We start from the raw sequence: 18,104 nt of genomic DNA, 5'->3' as shown, positions 1-18,104 counted from the left end.
AGGTGCGCACCTCAGGCGTCACGGCGAGCCAGCACCACCCGCACCGCCACCAGCCCGGCCACCGCCAGCCCGGCGAACACCACCGGCCCCGACCAGCCCGGCTCCACCCCCGCCGTGGACCACATCGCCGTACCGCTGAACGGCAACACCCCCGGCGACACGTCCACCACCAGCGCGACCACCGTCTCCACCACCAGCGCCCACACCGCGAACACCCCGATCGCCAGCGCGGTGTGCCGCAGCAACCCGCCCAGCGCCACCCCCGCCAACCCGGAAAGAACAGCCAGCAGCAACACCCCGGCCACCACCCGGCCGGTACCGGCACCACCCAGGCTCCCGCCGCCCGCCAGCACCCCCGCCGCGGACAACACCACCATCAGCACCCCGCCCGCCAACGCCAGCCCACCACCGACCAGCGCCCGCGCCACCACGATCCGCCACGGCGCCCGCAGCACCAGCCGCGTCGTCACCACCGTGCCGTGCTGGTGGTCCAACCCGAACGCGCCCACCCCCACCGCCGCCACCAGGATCGCCCCCAGCCGCGCGACCAGCCCGAACGACGCCCCGAACGCGTCCATACCACCCAGATCCCGCTTGAGCCCCCAGTACCACCCCGAAGCGAACTGCAGCACCCCCGCCCCGAGCACCAGCACCCACGTCGACCGCAACGACCGCGCCCGGAACCACTCGTACGCCACCGCGTTCCTCATCGAACCCCCTCCGTCGCCGCCATGAACGCCTCCTCCAGCCCGCTGCGCCGCACGAACAGCTCCCGCACCGGCACCCCGCTCGACGCCACGCAGCTCCACGTCACCCGTGCCGACCACCAGCTCCCCGGCCGGCTCCCGCCGCACCCGCAACCCCGACCGCGTCAGCACCATGCCCAGCCCGACCGCGTCCGGCGAGCGCACCACCACCTCGCTGTGCGCGTGCCTGCCGACGAACTCCTCCAGCGGCCCCGCCGACAGCAACCGCCCGCCGTTGATCACGATCAGGTCGTCCGCCAGCTGCGACATCTCCGCCAGCAGGTGCGAAGAAGCGAACACCGTCCGCCCCTCATCGGCCAGCCGCCGCAGGAACCGGCGGATCCACCGCACCCCCTCCGGATCGAGACCGTTCGCCGGCTCGTCCAGCAGCAGGAACTCCGGATCACCGAGCAACGCCGTCGCCAGCCCCAGCCGCTGCTTCATGCCCAGGCTGAACTTCCCGACGGCCTTGCCACCCACCGCCTCCAGCCCGACCGTGGCCAGCACCTCACGCACCCGCCTCGCCGGAACACCACCACCGGCGGCCACCATCCGCAGGTGCGCCGCGGCCGTGCGCGCCGGGTGGAACGCGTCCGCGAGCACCCCGACCGTGCGCACCGGATCCGGCAGCTCCGCGTAGGACCGCCCACCGAACGTGGTCCGGCCCTCGCCGTGCGCCAGCCCCAGCATCAACCGGATCGTCGTCGACTTCCCGGCCCCGTTCGGCCCCAGGAACCCGGTCACCACCCCCGGCCGCACGACAAAGCTCAGCTCGTGCACGCCCACCCCGTCCCGGTAGCGCTTGGTCAGCCCGCTCACCCGGATCTCGCCGCTCACGCGCGCGCCCGATCGTCACCCCGGCCGACCACGAGCCAACCACCGACATCGGTCCCCGCCGCGACCGCGTGGACTGCGTGCACCGGTTTCTCCTTGCCTCAAAAGGACTTCCCACGACGAAGTCCACAGTGGCCGACCAGCCGGTGCCGCACATCAGCGCTTCGGGGAGACCTCGATAGGCAGAAAGTACTAGGCGTCCTCGCGGGGGATGGCCTCGATCGTGGCCATGTTCTTCTCACCCCACTCACCCAGCGGCATCATCGCCTCCAGCAACGACGTCCCGAACGGGGTCAGCGAATACTCCACCTTCGGCGGCACCTCGTGGTGGTCCTCGCGGTGCACCACCCCCGCCGTCTGCAACTCCCGCAGCGAAAGGATCAGCATCCGCTCACTGATCCCCGGCACCTCCCGCCGCACCTCGGCGAAGCGCAGCGCGCCGTCGTAGAGCGCCCACAGGATCAGCGCCTTCCACTTCCCGCCCATCACGTCGATCGCCGCGTCCAGCCCGCACGTGTACCGCCGCCGCTTCACCGGCAACCTCCGGAAAATCGCACGAACAAAAATGTAGGTACTTCCCCAAATGTACGTGCCTGGTCAAGATCAGCACATGCACAGCACAGACGTCACCGTCGCCGGCCTCGGCGCGATGGGCTCCGCCCTCGCCCAGGCGCTCCTCGACGCCGGGTACTCGGTCACCGCCTGGAACCGCACCCCCGGCCGCGTCCCCACCCTCGCTCGCCACGAAGTCCCCGACATCGAACGAGCCGTGGCCGCCAGCCCGCTCACCATCGCCTGCCTGACCACCTACGACGCCACCCTGTCCGCCTTCGAACCCGCCGCCGGCGCGCTTTCCGGCCGCACCCTGATCACGCTGAACTCCGGCACCCCGGCCAACGCCAGGACCATGGCGGACTGGGCCACCGCCCAGGGCGCCCGCTTCCTCGACGGCGCGGTCAAGAACGTGCCCGAAGCGGTCGGCAAACCCGACACGCTCCTCTACTACAGCGGCGACCGGACCGTGTTCGACCAGCACGCCGACCTGCTCCGCGCACTCGGCGGCGACACCGTGTTCCTCGGCGACGACGTCGACCTGGCCGCGCTGTACGAAACCGCGGTCGGCGGCACGCTGCTGCCCGCGCTGCTCGGCTTCTTCCAGGGCGCCGCGCTGATCAACGCCCGCGGCCTGCCCGCCGCCTCACTCGTGCCGTACGAGGTGAAGTGGCTGGAGATGATCGCCTCGGTGCTGCCCAGCCTCGCCGAGCACATCGACTCCGGCGACTACACCAACCCGGCGTCCTCACTCGGCCTGTTCCACGCGGCCATCGCCGACGACCGGCAACTGGCCGAGGAAACCGGCATCGACTTCTCCTGGCTCACCCCGATGCACGACCTGCTCACCAGGGCCGTCGACCAGGGCCACCGCGACCACAGCATCGCCGCGCTGACCGAACTCCTGCGCGCCCCTAGCCCGCTTCCTGACGGCGCACCATCTCGGTGATCCAGGCCGGCGCGAACGGCGAGGTGCAGTTCGGTGGCGTCGGGTAGTCCTTGAGCACCTCCAGGCGCTCACCGATCTCCAGCGCGCGGGCGCGGTACCCGGCGTGCTCGATGCCGATCTGGGCCAGGCAGTGGTTCATCGCCCACTGCAACCGGTCCGGCGCGCCCTTCATCTCCGCCTCGATCCGGTCGAGCAGGCCGCCCAGGTCGAGGCCGTCGGGCCGCTTCGCCACCCGGTCGGTGGTCAGCGCCCAGCCGGCGCTCGCGACCACCGGGTCCGGATCGGCGAACCACGTCACCCGCAGCTCTTCGGTGTGCGGGTTCTTCTTCACCACGTAGTTCACCAGCCAGTCGTGCACCTTGGGCGTACGCGCCTGGCGGAGCATGGCGTCGAGCTCGTCCCGGTCGAACGCCTTCGGCCGGCAGATCAACAACGCCAGCAGCCTCGCCGCGGTGTCACCCGTCCCCCAGAGTTCACGGGCGAGGTCCTGCTGGGTCTTCAACCGCTTCGCGACCGCGCGCAGCTTCGTGAGGTTCACCGCGTGATCGTCGCCGTGCTTCTCGTTCACCGCGCGGATCTTCGGGTCCTCGAGAGCGGACAGCTCGGCCATCACCTCGGTGAGCGTCATCTGGCTCTCCTGTCTTCAGCGGGTTTCCGCGGTCCGGCGGATTTTATCCCTCAAAGCCCGAGCGTATAGGTCGTTATACACTTGTCAGGTGACGTGCCGGACGCGGCATCCAGCGGAGGGCGAGACCGCCGAGCCCCGCGTGCAGCACCGCTGCCACCACCGCCACCCAGTGCAGGCCCGAGACGAAGGCCGCCTTCGCCTCCTCCACCACCCCGGCGGCGAGCCTCGGCAACTGCAGCGTCTCCCCCAGCGTGGGCGCCAGGTCCGGTCCCCCGACGCGGAACACCAGCGCCGCCAGCGAACCCAGCAACGCGATCCCGAGCGCGTTGCCGATCTCGTTGCTGGTCTCCGCGATCGCCCCCGCCGACCCGGCGCGCTCCGCGGGCACCGCCCCCACGGCCGTGTCCGCCACGACGGCGAACGAGATGCCGTAACCGACACCCGCGATCACCGTGGACGCGACGTACCAGCCGATCCCGCCGGTGGTCGTCGCGGGCAGCAGGAACAGCAGGCCCGCCGCGATGGCGAAGTGGCAGGCGACCAGCGCGGCCCGCTTGCCGACGCGGTCGACCACGAACGGGGTCACCACGCAGGTGATCGTGAGCACCGCGGCGCCCGGCAGCGCGAGCAGCGCCGTGCGCAGGACGGGCAGGTCCAGCACGGACTGGAGGTAGATGCCCGCCAGGTAGGCAGCCGCCGACCACGCCGCCAGCGGCAGCAGCCCGGTGATGATCGCGACGGTGAACACGCGGTCGCGGAACAGGGTGAACTCCATCAGCGGGTGTTCGAGGTGCCGTTGCCGCCGGGCGAACCACACCAGCAGCGCCACGCCGGCGACCCCGGTGAGCACCGGCACGACGGCCGCTCCTTCGGTGGCGACGTGCTTGAGGGCGTACACCGCGAGCAGCAGCCCGGCCGCCGAGGTCACCACGCTGACCACGTCGACCCGGCCGGTCCGGACCGTCCGGACCTCACGCAGCAGGATCGGCGCGAAGGCGAGGAACAGGGCGAGCACCGGAAGGTTGATCAGGAACACCGAGCCCCACCAGAACCGTTCCAACAGGACTCCGCCGAGCACCGGGCCGATCGCGAAACCGGCGGCGAACGCGGCGGCGAAGATGCCGATGGCCCGCGCCCGCAGCCGCGGGTCGGTGAACAGCTCGCTCAGCACGGCCAGCGCGGACGGCAGCAGGGTCGCGCCCGCCACACCCATCAGCGCCCGCGCGGTGATCAGGAGTTCCGGGGTCGGCGCGAACGCCGCGCCCGCGGAGGCGAGGCCGAAGACCGTGGTGCCGATCATCAGCAGCTTCAGCCTGCCGAAGCGGTCACCGAGGTTGCCGAACGCGATCAGCAGCGAGCCGACCGCGAACCCGTAGCTGTCCAGTATCCAGAGCGCCTGGTCCGCGCTCGGGGCGAGGGCCTCACCGATGCGGGGCATCGCCAGGAACAGGATCGAACCGTCCATCGAAACGAGCAGTACCGGCCCGAGGACCACCAGGAGCCCGGCCCAGGCGCGGGCGTTGTGCTGTTGTGCCATGACGGCCACCGTCCGGCAGTGCGCGCGCCCCAGCCATCCCCGTGCCGTGGGTAGACCCAGCAGGTGCACCCACGGGCCGCGCGGGCCGCCTAGGCTCGGCTTCGTGGAGAACTTGGGCGGATTCCTGAAGAGCCGTCGCGGCCGGGTCACCCCGGACGAGGTCGGCCTGCGCACCTACGGCACCTCGCGGCGGGTCCCCGGGCTGCGCCGGGAGGAGCTCGCGCAGCTCGCGGGCGTGAGCGCCGGGTACTACACACGACTGGAGCAGGGACAGGCCGACACCGCCTCCGAGCAGGTGCTCGACGCGCTCGCGCGCGTGCTGCGGCTCGATCCGGTCGAGACCGCCCACCTGCACAACCTCGCCCGGCGAACGGCGCCCGGGCTGACCGAACCGGAGCCGGAAGTGCTGCACCCGCGTGTGCTCGCCCTGCTGGACGCCCTCGGCGAGGCGACCCCGGCGCTCATCCTCGGCAGGCGCGGCGACGTGCTGGCGTGGAACCGGTCCGGGCACGCGCTGTTCGCCTCACACCTGGACTTCGAGGAGCGGCCGTCGATCCCGCGCTTGTTCTTCCTCGACCCGCACCTGCGCGACCTGCACCGCAACTGGGACGAACTCGCCCGCATCCACGTCGCGTACCTCCGGCTCACCGCGGGCCGGTTCCCGACGGACGCGCGGCTGGCCGCGTTGATCGGCGAGCTGACCATGCGCAGCGACGAGTTCGCCTCGCTGTGGGCCACCGGGGATGTGGCCGACTGCACGGTCGGGCCGATGTACCTGCGCCACCCCACGCTCGGCGCGGTGGACGTCACCTACCAGGTGTGGTTGCAGCCGGACAGCCCGAGCCACCGCCTGGAGATCTACACCCCGAACGACCCCGCCTCCGCCGACGCCCTGCGCCTCCTCACGCACCACCGCTGAGCCGCTGTGGCAGGGTTCCCGCATGCCGATCGACGCCGCGCAGCGGCAGGAACTGACCAACGCGGCGGGCCTCGCGCTCGCCGACGCGGTCCCGGCGGGCTGGCGCCGCATCGACCTGCTGTGCACCACCGCTCCCGAACGGTGGACGCTGACCGTACTGCCGGAGACCGGCACCACTCCCCCGGTCCCCGAGAAGACCAGGGAAAGCCTGCTCCGGCTGCGGGAGGCGATGGCGGAGCCGGACGGGACCTCCTGGTCGTCCGCCCGCCTGTTCATCGACGCGCCCGGCACGGTCTACGTGAAGTACCACTTCGCCGCCGACCTGCCGTTCGGCCCGCTGTCCACTGTGGAGGACCAGCACCGCCTCTGGGGCCTGGTCTCCAACCTGGTGACCAGTTCCTGCCCGCCGGACTGGGCCGAGGCGGCGATCGCCTACCGCGCCGCCGGGGAGCACGTCGAACTGCGGGCGACTGTTCGCCGCGCCACCGACGGTGCCGTCGAACCGTGGACACCGCGCCCGGAAGTGGGCGAGCTGCTCGCCCGGCTCCGTGCCGCCATGTATCGGGCGGGCCGCGGTACCTGGAACGAGGTCACCGCGGTGGTGCACCTCGACTCCCGGATCGACTCCCGCTACACCTGGGACGACGAGCCCGCTTGGGACACCGAGCCGCCGGCGTCGGCCGCGGTCCGGGAACTCGCGGACTTCCCGCGTGACGACGGCATGGTGCCCGGGTGGCTCGCCGAGCGGGCGGGGAAGGCGGCGGTGCGCACGCTCGCCCACGATCCCGATGACGCCCTCGCGACCCGCGCCGCACTCACCGCGGCCGAGCAAGCCGCCGTCGAACTGGGGCTGGATCCGTCGCGCTACCGGGTCGGCGAGAGCGCGGACGGCGCCTGGTGCCTGGCCCCGGACAACGGGCGGTGGTCGGTGTTCTGGGCCCAGGGCGAGCAGCGCCACCGCCGGGCCACCTTCCCCACGGCGCTCGAAGCGGCCCGCGCCTTCGTCGGTCACCTCCACCTGAACCAGGCCGCCTTCCGCGGCGAACTGCCTCCCGACGCGAAGCGGCCGACCAGGGCCTGGCCGATCCAGCCGATGAGCGACGACGGCGGACTCTCGCTGTACGAAGGCAAGCAACTGGTGACGTTGCCGCCGGGGATCGAGGTGGACCGCTACGGCGATCCATCGGGCAACACCTTGTTCGCCGCCCGCACCGGGTTCACCCACCGCTCGCACAAGGCCGAACGCGAACAGCGCGAGTACCACCTCTACCGGCTGACCCGGTCGGTGCGCGCCATCACCGGTACCGCCGTGCCCTGGTACGAGCAGGCGGGCGGCGGCACTGCCTACGTGCTCGCGCGTTCCGTGGCGGACCTGCTCGCGGACGGCTCACTCATCGAACTCGCTTGAGCGGCGATGACTCAGCGCAGCACCGGCAGCGGTGAGACGGCAGACCGCCCGGCGGCGGCCTCGATGAACTCCACCGGCGACGCCATTTCCGCCAGCAACGCGGCCGTGTCGGCGAGTGCGCCCGCCGGCGCGTCCGGCGCCTGACCCAGCGCCCGCCGCACGTCCAGCAGGTGCACGGTCGCTTCGAGCAGCACGATCCGCACCGCCTCCGACAACGGCAGCACCACCCCCGGCCGCCACACCGCCCGCGGCTCCGGCCCCGCCGCGCGCAACCGGTCCAGCACCAGCGGCCCCAGCACGGTGAACCGTTCGATCATCGCGTGCCTGCCCGTCGCGGCCGCGTCGGTGACCGCTTCGTCCGCCACCGCGGGCCCGGCCGTCGCCGCGAGACCGCCTTCGGTGTTGAACCGCCGGAGTGCCGCCACCGCGGTCATCACCTCGCCCTCCGGCTCCCCCGCCGGGGCCTCGGCCGCGTGCAGATCCCGCGGCATGGCCGAGTGGTGCGCGTACAGCGCGGCCACATCCCAGCCAGGACAACGGGAAGGCAGCCGCCACTGGGCCTCGCTCAGCCCCTCCCCCAGCTCAGCCCAGTCCCGCCACGTCCGCGCCAGCGCGTCCACCCTGCCGTGATAGTCCACGTACCCGACCTTGCCACTAATCGAGCAATGACCAGGCGAAGACCACCAGATCGCGCCCGTCCTCCTTCTCGGCGCGGTTCGCTGCCGCCCACGCGTGCCACGGGCCACCCGGCCAGGTGAACTGCGTGGCGTACCGCTGCCCCAGCTTGCGGTCCACCTGCCGCAGCGCGACCAGCGCCCACTCCTGGTCGTACCGCAGGTCCGGCCGCGCCAGGTACCGGTCCAGGTACGTGGCGAGAATCGCCGCGTCCGCCGTGGTGCCGAACCGGGCCAGCGCGAAGCAGTAACCCTGCCCGGCGTAGACGTAATTGCTCTCCAGCAGCAGCTCGCCGATCCGCTGCCGGAAACCCGCGCGCCCGCCGAGGCCGATCAACCACGCCGCGGTGATCTTCTCCCGCCAGCCCTCGTCGAGCAGCTTTGCCAGCTCCTCGTCGGTGACCTCCCCAGCCGCCTCGACCAGCTTCCGGACGAACTCGTCCCGCTTCGGCCCCAACCCGACGTAGTTCGCGTGCAGCAGCTGGCTGTACCGCGGCCGCTCCCCGTCACCCATCACAAAACGTTCGTGGACATCCCCAGTCACGCGGGAGATTCTGGCAGACCGGCCCGGAACTCGTAGTGCCCCGACCCGACCGTCACCGTCAGCACCCCGCCCGCGGACGACGTGGCGAGCACCCCCGGCGCCTCCGCGAGCGCCCGGCCGCCCTCGGTCGCCGGACCGGCCGGGAGCACCACCTCCGCGGTGGTGTTGACCGGCACGTCGACGGTCAGCCAGAACGCACCGGCGTCGGTGCGCCACGAGGACTTCAGCAGGCCGTACGCCGAGTCGAACGCGCCTTCGCCGCTGGTCAGCCCGCCGCCGGGCGTGGGCGCGATCCGCGCCTTGCGGTACCCCGGTTCGAGCGCCGAAAGGCCGCCGATGTGCTCGTACATCCACTGCCCCACCGCCCCGTAGGCGTAGTGGTTGAACGAGTTCATCGCGGGATCGCCGAAGCTGCCGTCCGGGTTGATCGAGTTCCACCGCTCCCACATGGTGGTGGCACCCATCTTCACCTCGTACCCCCACGACGGGTACTCCTGCCGCGTCAGCAGCGCATACGCCTGGTCGAACCGCCCGCTTCCGCTCAACGCGGGCAGCAGCCACGGCGTACCGAGGAATCCGGTGGTCAGCGAACCACCACTGGCCTGGATCTTCCCCACGAACCGGTCGGCCACCTTCGCCCTGGCCTCCGCCGGGACCAGGTTCATGCCCAGCGCGAGCGCGTACGCCGTCTGGCTGTTGCCCGACACCACCCCGTCGCCGTTCACGAACGCCTTCGCGAACGCGGCCCGCACCTCGCCCGACAACGCCGCGTAGGCGTCGGCGTCGGCGTGCTCTCCCAGTGCCCGCGCCATTTCCGAGAGCATGCGCGCGTTCTCGGCGTAGTAGGCGGTGCCCAGCACACCGCTCGGCGTCGGGTCGTTCAGGTTGAGCCAGTCCTCGAACCGGCCGCGCCCGTCGTCGATCAGGTCCGGCCCCGCGCCCGCGCGCACGAACTCGAGGAACCGCTTCATCGACGGGTAGTGCTCGCGCACGGTCGCGGTGTCCCCGAACGCCCGGAACACCGCGTACGGCACGGTGATGCCCGCGTCGCTCCAGCCGACCCCGCCGTGACCGGCGTTGGCCGGATCCGGCGCGATGCACGAGTAGTCCCCGTTCTCCCGCTGCGTGGCCCGCAGGTCGACCAGCCACTTCCGCAGGAACGCCCGGGTGTCCTGGTTGAACGAGGCGGTCGGCGCGAACACGTTGATGTCCCCGGTCCAGCCGAGCCGTTCGTCACGGGCCGGGGTGTCGGTCGGCACGGACAGGAAGTTGCCGCGCTGCCCCCAGGTGATGTTGCGCTGCAGCCTGTTCAGCATCGGGTCTGAAGTGGACAGAGTGCCGGTGGTGCGCAGGTCCGAGCCCCACACCACGCCCTCGACCTCGGCTGCCGAGGGCGCGGTGACCCCGGTGATCTCGACGTAGCGGAACCCGTGCTGGGTGAACGTCGGCTCGTAGTCGACCGGGCCGTCGGCGGCGAAGACATATCGGTCGGTGGCGGCGGCCCCGCGCAGGTTCTCCGTGTACAGCGTGCCGTCGGGGTTGAGCACTTCGCCGTGCCGGATCGTCGCGGTCTGCCCGGCGCGGCCGGTCAGCCGGAGCTTGGTCACGCCGACCAGGTTCTGCCCGAGGTCGTAGATGAACGTGCCCGGTTCGGGTTCGGTGCGGGCGATCGCGGGCACCCGCTCGGTTTCGCGCACCGGTTCGTCGGGCTGCGGCACCAGGCGCGCGCTCGCGGATTCGGCGAGGTCCGGCGGCACCCACCCGGTCTCGTCGTGACCGGGGGTGTTCCAGCCGGGACGCGCCAGCCGGGCGTCGTAGGTCTCCCCCGCCTGCAGGTCGCCGAGCACGAACGGGCCGTTGGCCGTGCGCCATGAGCCGTCGGTGCGGATCCACTCGTGGCTGCCGTCGGTGTAGTCGACCCGCAGCTGCGCGACCACCGCGGGCGCCGAGCCGTAGACGCCCGGCGGGTAGTTGCCGACCCGACCGGCGTACCAGCCCGGCGACAGCGCGATGCCGAACGCGTTCGCGCCCGCGCGCACCTGGCCGGTGACGTCGTAGGTCTGGTGCTGGACGCGCGTGGTGTAGTCGGTCCAGCCCGGCGCCAGTTCGTGATCACCGACCTTCGCGCCGTTGAGGCTCAGCTCGTACACCCCGAGCGCGGCACCGTAGGCCCGCGCCTGCTTGACCTGCTTGGTCACCGTGAATTCCTTGCGGTACAGGGGAAGACTCGTCCGGTGGGAGTAGAGCACTTCGGCGGTGGTCAGCAGTTCGAGCCCCTCCGCGCCGACCGTGCCGCCGGAGAACGGGTTGTGGCCGTCGGCGAAGTCGACGTCGGTGAGCGTGGTGCCGTCGGCCCCGGTGACGGTGGCGCGGTGGATCACCGCCTTCTCCTGTCCCTCGGCGGCGTTCACCACGCGGTAGCCGAAGCTGCCCGCCGCGAAGTCGCTCACCTGGCGCTCGTCGACGCGCGTGCCGTTGATCGTGGTGGTGACCGTGTCGCCGTTCGCGGAGACGGCGAACCGCGTCCGGCTGGTGAGGAGCTGGTCCTGCGACACGGTTCCGGAGATGTCGACGACCGCCAGCAGGGTGTAGGTGCCGTTGATCCGGTTGTGCACGCGGAGTTTCGGCTTGCCCGTGCCGTCGGCGACGCTGATCTGCCACAGGTAGCCGTTCTGCGCGCCGGGCGCGCGGAAGAACACGCCCGCGGCGAGCGCCTTCAAGCTCAATTCGGTGTCGACGGTGTAGTCGTCCCAAGTCAGCGCTTCGTCCCGGTCGGTCAGCCACTCCGCGCCGGCCCAGTCCCCCGCGCCGAACAGGCCGGTTTCGAACCACGCGGGCTCGCTCCAGCGACTCCCCCGGCCGTGGCCGTCCCAGACGCGGACCTGCCAGAAGTACCGGGTCGCCTGCCGCAGGTCCGGGCCCCCGTAGGCGATGTCGAACTGGCGGTCGGAGCTGACCCGCCCGCTGGTCCAGACATCCCGCGCGCCGGGCGAGCGGCCGACCCACACTTCGTAGGCGCTCTGGACGGCTCCCCTTTGGTCCGAAGTGGACTGCCAGCCGAAGTGCGGCCGCTCCCCGCCGATGCCGAGCGGGTCGACCCGGTCGTTCACGGTCAGCGAGCCGGGCCGGATGCCTTCTCCCGCGCTGGCCGGTACCGGGACCAGGACGCCGATCAGCACCACCAGCGCCGCGAACCACGCCGCCACCCTGCCACGAGCCATCGCACAACCTGCCTTCCGACCGGGGAACGCGGGACTTTGAAACGATTCACTCCGACCATCGACGCTATGTGAGCCACATCACGGTGGTCAATACTCGTGGCGCGGCCGGTACCGGACAGCGGTGGTGAAAGCGTTCGGAGCATGTACGCGATTCCGCTCGGCGACGCCGAACTGGGCCCGCTCGAACCGTGGCACGCCGAGGAGTTCCTGGCCAACATCGACCGCGGCCGCGAGTTCGTCGGGCAGCACATCGGCCTGGCGGACCGGGTCACCGACCTGGTGTCGAGCCGGGCCTTCCTGCAGTCCTACGCCGACAAGGCGGCGACCGACACCGGCCGCATCTACGGCATCCGCGAAGGCGGCAAGCTACTGGGCGGGGTGCTGTTCCGGACCATGGACGTCGAGCAGGGCGTGGCCGAGGCCGGGTGCTGGCTGGAGCCGGCGGCCGCGGGGCGGGGCCTGGTCACCAGGGCGGTCCGGGTGATCATCGACTGGGCCATCGAAGACCGCGGCATCCACCGCGTCGAATGGCGGGTCGCTTCCGCGAACGAAGCCAGCATCGCCGTCGCGCGACGCCTCGGCATGCAACGCGACGGCGTCCTGCGCGAGTACAACTTCTTTCACGGAGAGCGCCAGGACCTCGAAGTCTGGTCTGTTCTCGCGCCCGAATGGCGCGCGCGACAAAGCGGTGCTGAATAGGTCGTTATACACCTGACTGGCCGGGGAAGGCTCGCATCACCGTGCGCAGCGCCTTCTCCACCACGGCCGTCAGATCGGCCCAGTCCGCCCGCTCCCCCTCGGCGTAGTGCTCGACCGCCGCGCGCACCGCGCCGTTGACCATCGCCGCCAGCACGCGGGCGTCGAGGTCCCCCACGGGGCGACCGAGCGAGCGCGCGATCGCGTCGGCGAAGACGAGTTCCGCGTCGTTGTGCGCCCGCAGCCACACCGCCCGCAACCCCGGTTCGGTCTGCGACAGGCGCACCAGGGACATCATCGTCGGCACGTCCGCGATGGTGCCCTTGGCGGCCTCGTCGAACACCGCGGCGATGTCCTGCCCCGGCTGCCACGCGCCCAGCACCCCGGCCAGCACGTCGATCCCGGCGGTGAGCAGCGGCCGGACGCTGTCCTCCTTACCGGTGGCGTAGCGCCAGAACGTGCGCGTCGAGATCCCCGCCGCGGCCGCGATGTCCTCGGCCGAGGTCGCCGCCACCCCGCGGGTGGTGAACAACGCCACCGCCTCGCGGGCGATCTCCACCCGCGTTTCCGCCTTGCGCCGCTCGGTGAGCGGCGGCCGCCCCACCACGCTCCGGTCTGCCACCACCGCAGCCTACTATCTGGCACACTCGGACTTACTGTCACAGAATGCCAGAAAGTAGGATCATGACTCTCCAGAACAGCAGCGTGATCGTCACCGGCGCGGCGGCGGGCATCGGCCGGGCGACCGCGCTCCGCTTCGCCCGCGAGGGCGCCAGGGTGGTGGTCGCCGACCTCGACGCCACGGGCGCGGAAGCCGTGGTCGCGGAGATCACCGACGCGGGCGGCACGGCCGTGGCGGTGGTGGGCGACCTGAGCGACCAGGCCGTCGTGGACCGCGTCACCGCCACCGCGGTCGACTCGTTCGGCGGCATCGACGTCCTGGTCAACAACGCCGGGATCATGGACGGCATGACCGCCGCGGCCGACGTCACCGACGCGGAATGGGAACGGGTGCTGCGGATCAACCTGACCGCGCCGTTCCTGCTGAGCCGGGCGGTGCTCCCCCACCTGCTGGCGCGCGGCAAGGGCGCCATCGTGAACACCGCTTCGGAGGCCGCCCTGCGCGGCAGCGCGGCGGGCACCGCGTACACCGTGTCGAAGCACGGCGTCGTCGGGCTGACCAAGTCGCTGGCGATCATGTACCGGAACAACGGCATCCGCACCAACGCCATCGCCCCCGGCGCCACCATGACCACGATCGCCAAGGAACTGCCCGCCGACGGCCACGGCCCCGCCGCGATCGCGCCCTACCTGGGCAACTTCGGACGGGTCGCGGAGGCCGACGAGCAGGCCGCGGTGATCGTCTTCCTCGCCTCGGACGCCGCCAGCAACCTCAACGGCGTGATCCTGCCGGTGGACAACGGGTGGTCAGCGGTCTGACTCGAGCGGGTCGCGGGGGTACTCGCCCTTGACCCGCTCGCCCACCGTGCTGAGCAGGCCGAGCGCGATCATCCCGGCGCCGAGGCCGAGGTGCAGCCAGTTGTCCGCGTTGTTCAGCGGGATGAAGTTGGCCGGGCTCTCGTCGTCCAGCGCCACCCCGTAGATCCACAGCACCAGGTAGGCGGCGCCGCCTACCATCAGGAAGGTGCGCGCCGGACCGGCCGCGGCGAACGCGGCCACCCCGACCACGCCGAACGCCAGGTGGACCAGGTTGTGCAGCACGGAGACCTGGAAGGCGCCGAACAGTTCGGCGTCGGAGTGCGGCCCGGCGAAGTGGAGTTCCCCGCCGGTCACACCGGGGAGGAACCCGAGCAGGCCCACCACCAGGAAGGCGACCCCCACGACAAGGGCGAAGAACTGGACCGGGCGGCGTGGCCGCGTAGTGCGCATGACTTGCCTCCATTCGGTTCTCCCCCGCTGTACCCGTTGCGATCGCTTCCACGCGGGAAGGACGAGATGCGCATCCTGACCTTCAACGCGCTGGCGCCGGAGTTCGCGGACTGGCCCCGGCGCCGGGAGGTGCTCGCGGACGGCATCCGCGCGCTGTCGCCCGACCTGATCACGGTGCAGGAGGTCGACGACGAGATCGTGGATCTGCTCGGCCCCGGCTGGCATTTCGCCTGGCACTCCGGGCGTGACGAGTCCGGGGTGGGCGCCGTCGCGGTCAGCCGGTGGCCGCTCGGTGCCGTGCGCGAACTGGACCAGCGACCGCCCGGGCGCGAGATCCGGACCGCCTGGTGCGCCACCGTCGCCGTCGAAGTGCACGCGCCGTCACCGCTGTGGCTGGTGCACCACAAACCCAGCTGGCCCTACGGCTACGAGGTGGAGCGTGAACGGCAGGCGGTGGCCGCGGCCCGGTTCGTCGAACGCCTGGTGCCCGATCCGGCGACACCCGTGGTGCTCGCCGGTGACTTCGACGCCGAACCCGACTCCGCCAGCGTCCGGTTCTGGACCGGGAAGCAGTCACTGGACGGCACGAGCACGTGCTACGCCGACGCCTGGCGCGGCGGCGCGGGCCACACCTTCTCCCCCGAGAACCCGCTGGTGCGCGCCGGTGACATGCCCGGTGAAGCCGGCCGCCGGATCGACTACGTCATGCAACGCGCCGGGCCGCACGGCCCGCCGTTCGCGGTGGTGGACTGCCGTCGCGTGTTCACCGAGCCGGTCGGCGGGGTGCAGGCCAGCGATCACTACGGCGTGTTCGCCGAGTTCACCGCCCTCCCCCACGCCCCTGGCGACTTGAGAACTCTCAGAGCTGGTGCCGACACGAGCTAGCATTACCGGTCATGGAGCTGAGGCAGCTGGAGTACTTCATCGCGGTCGCCGAGGAGCGGAATTTCACGCGCGCGGCCGAGCGGGTGCACATCAGCCAGTCCGGGGTCAGCGCCCAGATCCGCCAGCTGGAACGCGAGCTCGGCACCGAACTGTTCGACCGGTCCGCCCGCACCGCCACGCTCACCGTCGCCGGGAAGGCCGCGCTGGACCACGCCCGCGCGGCGGTCAGCGCGGCCGGGGCGGTCAGCCAGGCGGTCGGTGAGGTGACCGACCTGATCCGCGGCAGGCTGACCATCGGCATGGTCATCGGCTGCACGGTCACCCCGCTGTTCGAGGCGCTCGCCGCCTTCCACCGCGCGCACCCCGGGGTGGAGCTTTCCTTGCTGGAGGACAACTCCGACCAGCTCGTGGACGGCGTGCGCGACGGCACCATCGACCTCGCGCTGATCGGCACCGCGGTCGACACGCCCGCCGGGCTGGAGGCGCTGACCATCGTCCGCGACCGCCTGGTCGTGCTGGTCCCGGACGGTCACCCGCTGGCGGCGGCACCCGAGGTCCGGCTGGCCGAACTGGCCGCGCACCCGCTGATCTGCATGCCGCCCGGCACCGGCCTGCGCACGGTGTTCGACCTGGCCTGCGCCGCGCGGGAGCTGCGCCCGGCGATCGGGCTGCAGGCCAGCGCCGCCGACGCGATCGCCGACCTGGCCGCCCGCGGGCTCGGGGTGGCCGTGCTCAGCGAGTCGATGGCCTCGGTCTACCGCGACCGGCTGCTCGCCCGGCCGATCGCGGACGCCGAGATCCCCGCGTTGCTGGCGCTGGTGTGGAAGAACACCAGCAGCCCGGCCGTGCGCGAACTGCTCCGCCACAGCAGGCAGGCGTTCGCGCCCGGGGGTTGGATGAGCGCATGAGATTCCGGACGAAGATCGAGCTGGGCAGCAAGACCGCCACCGGCTTCGAGGTACCGGCCGAGGTCGTCGAGGCGCTCGGCAGCGGCAAGCGGCCCGCGGTCACGGTGACCATCGGCGACCACCGCTACCGGAGCACGGTGGCCGTGATGGGCGGCCGGTACCTGGTCCCGCTCAGCGCGGAGAACCGCACCGCCGCCGGCTTGGCCGCGGGCGACGAGGTCGAGGTCGGCCTCGAACTGGACACGAAGCCGCGCGAGGTGGACGTGCCGCCGGACTTCGCCGAAGCGCTCGCCGCCGAACCCGCGGCCCAGTCGTTCTTCGAGAGCATCTCCTACAGCAACAAGCGGTGGCACGTGCTCTCGATCGACGGCGCCAAAACGCCGGAGACGCGGGCTCGGCGCATCGAGAAGTCCGTCGGAATGCTCCGGGACGGCCGGGCGCGCTAGGCCCGGTACCGCGCGGTCAGCTTCTCCAGCACCGGGACGAGGTCGTTCGGGGTCGGCATCGCGCGGACCTCCGTGCGCAGCCGGTCGGCGTTGGCCGCGTACGACGGGTCCTCCAGCACCAGTTTCAGGCTCTGCCGGAGGGTCTCCGCGGTCAGCTTCCCGGCGTTCGCCGCGTAGACCCCGGCACCACGCGCCTCCAGTCCTTCGGCAATGGCCACCGGGCCGAGCCACTTCTCGATGGTGAACTCCTGCGGCACGATGACCTGCGGGACGCCGTGCTCCAGCGCTCCCGCGAACGCCCCGCTGCCACCCTCGTGCACGATCGCCGAGCAGGTCGGCAGCAGCGCGTTCAGCGGCACGAAGTCCACCGCGCGCACGTTGTCCGGGATCGTGGTCACCGACCGGAGCTGGTGCGCGTCGAAGGTCGCCACCACCTCCGCGTCGAGGCCGTCCACGGCCTCCAGCAACGGAGCCACCGAAGCGGCGCCGCCGATCTGCCGGTGCGAGATGCCCAGGGTCAGGCAGATCCGGCGGCGGGCGGGCGGCTCGAACACCCAGTCCGGGACGATCGACGGGCCGTTGACCGGGATGCGGCGCATCGGCACGTAGTGCACACCGCCGAACTCCGGGAGCCAGGCCGGTTGCGGCGAGATCGTCCACTGCCCCACCGCGATCGACTCGTCCCACTCGTGGCCGTGGCGCGCCAGCACCGGCTCCAGCCACTCCCGCAGCGGATCGGCCGGGCCCGGCCGGTTCCGGCAGGCCTCGCGCAGTTGCCCGATCCGGTCCACCGCGAACAGCTGCCGCGCGCAGGCGGCGCCGGTGATCCGGGCCGCCACCATGGCCGGGAAGCAGGTCGGGTCGGTGATCACCAGATCCGGCCGCCACCGCTGGGCCAGGGCGATCAGGTCGTCGACCGCGTCATCGGGGAACATCGCGGCGCGCGTGCCCCCGATGAAGTCGGCGAACTCGGTGTGCGGATCACCCCAGCCGAAGTCGGTCTGCACCGAACGCCCGGTCCGCCGTCCCCGCGGATCGGCGGGCGGCAGCTGCGCGTAGTGCGGCCCGGCCGCGGCCATCTTCTCGTCGATCCGCAGCAGGCCGCCGATCGTCACGCCGGGCAGGCCGGTGTGCGCCAGGTCCTGCTCCAGGTCCGGTGGGCCGGCCACGCACACCTCGTGGCCCGCGGTGCGCAACGCCCACGCCAAAGCCGCCTGCGCCAGCAGGTGCGCGCGGAAGACGTTGGTGACGAACAGGATCCGCATCG

Annotated in this window: 18 protein-coding genes; 8 read left to right on the top strand and 10 right to left on the bottom strand. The window is 71.8% G+C overall.

Going from position 1 to position 18,104, the window contains the following annotated elements; genetic code table 11:
- Positions 1–11 precede the first annotated feature (11 nt).
- Complete coding sequence (locus tag JYK18_RS47090; protein WP_307796176.1) at positions 12–1,583, bottom strand: ATP-binding cassette domain-containing protein; 1,572 nt, start codon at positions 1,581–1,583, stop codon at positions 12–14.
- Positions 1,584–1,772: 189 nt separating this feature from the next.
- Positions 1,773–2,066, bottom strand: a complete 294-nt coding sequence (locus tag JYK18_RS33605) for a helix-turn-helix domain-containing protein (protein WP_206808280.1) — start codon at positions 2,064–2,066, stop codon at positions 1,773–1,775.
- Between the two features lie 124 nt (positions 2,067–2,190).
- On the opposite strand from JYK18_RS33605, the gene JYK18_RS33600 reads away from it, so the two are divergent.
- On the top strand, positions 2,191–3,081 hold the full coding sequence (locus JYK18_RS33600; protein ID WP_206807425.1) for an NAD(P)-dependent oxidoreductase: 891 nt from the start codon (positions 2,191–2,193) through the stop codon (positions 3,079–3,081).
- On the opposite strand, the gene JYK18_RS33595 is transcribed toward JYK18_RS33600, so the two are convergent.
- Both JYK18_RS33595 and JYK18_RS33590 read right to left on the bottom strand, forming a co-directional pair.
- Complete coding sequence (locus JYK18_RS33595) at positions 3,047–3,709, bottom strand: DNA alkylation repair protein (RefSeq protein WP_206807424.1); 663 nt, start codon at positions 3,707–3,709, stop codon at positions 3,047–3,049. The two genes, JYK18_RS33600 and JYK18_RS33595, sit on opposite strands and share 35 nt — an antisense overlap.
- Positions 3,710–3,782: 73 nt before the next feature.
- The gene (locus tag JYK18_RS33590; protein WP_206807423.1) at positions 3,783–5,246 is read right to left on the bottom strand and encodes an MFS transporter; all 1,464 of its coding nucleotides are present in this window, start codon (positions 5,244–5,246) and stop codon (positions 3,783–3,785) included.
- A 103-nt stretch (positions 5,247–5,349) separates the two neighbouring features.
- On the opposite strand from JYK18_RS33590, the gene JYK18_RS33585 reads away from it, so the two are divergent.
- Together JYK18_RS33585 and JYK18_RS33580 are read left to right on the top strand one after the other, a co-directional pair.
- On the top strand, positions 5,350–6,165 hold the full coding sequence (locus JYK18_RS33585; RefSeq protein WP_206807422.1) for a helix-turn-helix transcriptional regulator: 816 nt from the start codon (positions 5,350–5,352) through the stop codon (positions 6,163–6,165).
- A 22-nt stretch (positions 6,166–6,187) separates the two neighbouring features.
- Complete coding sequence (locus JYK18_RS33580; protein WP_206807421.1) at positions 6,188–7,573, top strand: TNT domain-containing protein; 1,386 nt, start codon at positions 6,188–6,190, stop codon at positions 7,571–7,573.
- 11 nt (positions 7,574–7,584) lie between these two features.
- On the opposite strand, the gene JYK18_RS33575 is transcribed toward JYK18_RS33580, so the two are convergent.
- Genes JYK18_RS33575 through JYK18_RS33565 form a run of 3 tightly spaced genes read right to left on the bottom strand, consistent with a single transcriptional unit; the run spans position 7,585 to position 12,012 of the window.
- A complete protein-coding gene (locus tag JYK18_RS33575) occupies positions 7,585–8,211 on the bottom strand; it encodes a maleylpyruvate isomerase N-terminal domain-containing protein (protein WP_206807420.1) in 627 nt (208 codons plus the stop codon).
- A gap of 16 nt (positions 8,212–8,227) precedes the next feature.
- Positions 8,228–8,791: a DUF6000 family protein gene (locus tag JYK18_RS33570; RefSeq protein ID WP_206807419.1), complete on the bottom strand. Its 564-nt coding sequence runs from the start codon at positions 8,789–8,791 to the stop codon at positions 8,228–8,230.
- On the bottom strand, positions 8,788–12,012 hold the full coding sequence (locus tag JYK18_RS33565) for an alpha-L-rhamnosidase (RefSeq protein WP_206807418.1): 3,225 nt from the start codon (positions 12,010–12,012) through the stop codon (positions 8,788–8,790). The genes JYK18_RS33570 and JYK18_RS33565 overlap by 4 nt, the downstream gene beginning before the upstream one ends.
- 141 nt (positions 12,013–12,153) lie before the next feature.
- On the opposite strand from JYK18_RS33565, the gene JYK18_RS33560 reads away from it, so the two are divergent.
- Positions 12,154–12,711: a GNAT family N-acetyltransferase gene (locus JYK18_RS33560; RefSeq protein WP_206807417.1), complete on the top strand. Its 558-nt coding sequence runs from the start codon at positions 12,154–12,156 to the stop codon at positions 12,709–12,711.
- Between the two features lie 4 nt (positions 12,712–12,715).
- Here the strand turns inward: JYK18_RS33560 and JYK18_RS48110 are convergent, their stop codons facing one another.
- The gene (locus JYK18_RS48110) at positions 12,716–13,330 is read right to left on the bottom strand and encodes a TetR/AcrR family transcriptional regulator (RefSeq protein ID WP_206807416.1); all 615 of its coding nucleotides are present in this window, start codon (positions 13,328–13,330) and stop codon (positions 12,716–12,718) included.
- 62 nt (positions 13,331–13,392) lie between these two features.
- Between JYK18_RS48110 and JYK18_RS33550 the strand changes: the two genes are divergently transcribed.
- A complete protein-coding gene (locus JYK18_RS33550) occupies positions 13,393–14,148 on the top strand; it encodes an SDR family NAD(P)-dependent oxidoreductase (protein ID WP_206807415.1) in 756 nt (251 codons plus the stop codon).
- Here the strand turns inward: JYK18_RS33550 and JYK18_RS33545 are convergent.
- Positions 14,137–14,598 carry a DUF4383 domain-containing protein gene (locus JYK18_RS33545; RefSeq protein ID WP_206807414.1) on the bottom strand — a complete coding sequence of 154 codons (462 nt, stop codon included), beginning with the start codon at positions 14,596–14,598 and terminating at the stop codon, positions 14,137–14,139. The two genes, JYK18_RS33550 and JYK18_RS33545, sit on opposite strands and share 12 nt — an antisense overlap.
- Before the next feature lie 66 nt (positions 14,599–14,664).
- Here JYK18_RS33545 and JYK18_RS33540 point away from each other — a divergent pair, with 66 nt between their 5' ends.
- The 3 genes from JYK18_RS33540 to JYK18_RS33530 are packed head-to-tail and all read left to right on the top strand — an operon-like array spanning position 14,665 to position 16,837.
- Positions 14,665–15,483, top strand: coding sequence for an endonuclease/exonuclease/phosphatase family protein (locus tag JYK18_RS33540; protein WP_206807413.1), 819 nt, complete (start codon positions 14,665–14,667; stop codon positions 15,481–15,483).
- Between the two features lie 11 nt (positions 15,484–15,494).
- Positions 15,495–16,391 (top strand): LysR family transcriptional regulator, encoded by an 897-nt coding sequence (locus JYK18_RS33535; RefSeq protein ID WP_206807412.1) that lies wholly within the window; start codon positions 15,495–15,497, stop codon positions 16,389–16,391.
- Positions 16,388–16,837: a YdeI/OmpD-associated family protein gene (locus tag JYK18_RS33530; RefSeq protein ID WP_206807411.1), complete on the top strand. Its 450-nt coding sequence runs from the start codon at positions 16,388–16,390 to the stop codon at positions 16,835–16,837. The genes JYK18_RS33535 and JYK18_RS33530 overlap by 4 nt, the downstream gene beginning before the upstream one ends.
- Here JYK18_RS33530 and JYK18_RS33525 read toward each other — a convergent pair.
- Entirely contained in the window at positions 16,834–18,102 is a 1,269-nt protein-coding gene (locus tag JYK18_RS33525; RefSeq protein WP_206807410.1) for a nucleotide disphospho-sugar-binding domain-containing protein, read from the bottom strand. The genes JYK18_RS33530 and JYK18_RS33525 overlap by 4 nt on opposite strands.
- Positions 18,103–18,104 lie beyond the last annotated feature (2 nt).

Source organism: Amycolatopsis sp. 195334CR, from assembly GCF_017309385.1.
In the GTDB taxonomy this organism is placed as follows: domain Bacteria; phylum Actinomycetota; class Actinomycetes; order Mycobacteriales; family Pseudonocardiaceae; genus Amycolatopsis.
The sequence above is the reverse complement of the archived record's forward strand: the minus strand, read 5'-3'. Positions and strand labels throughout refer to the sequence as shown.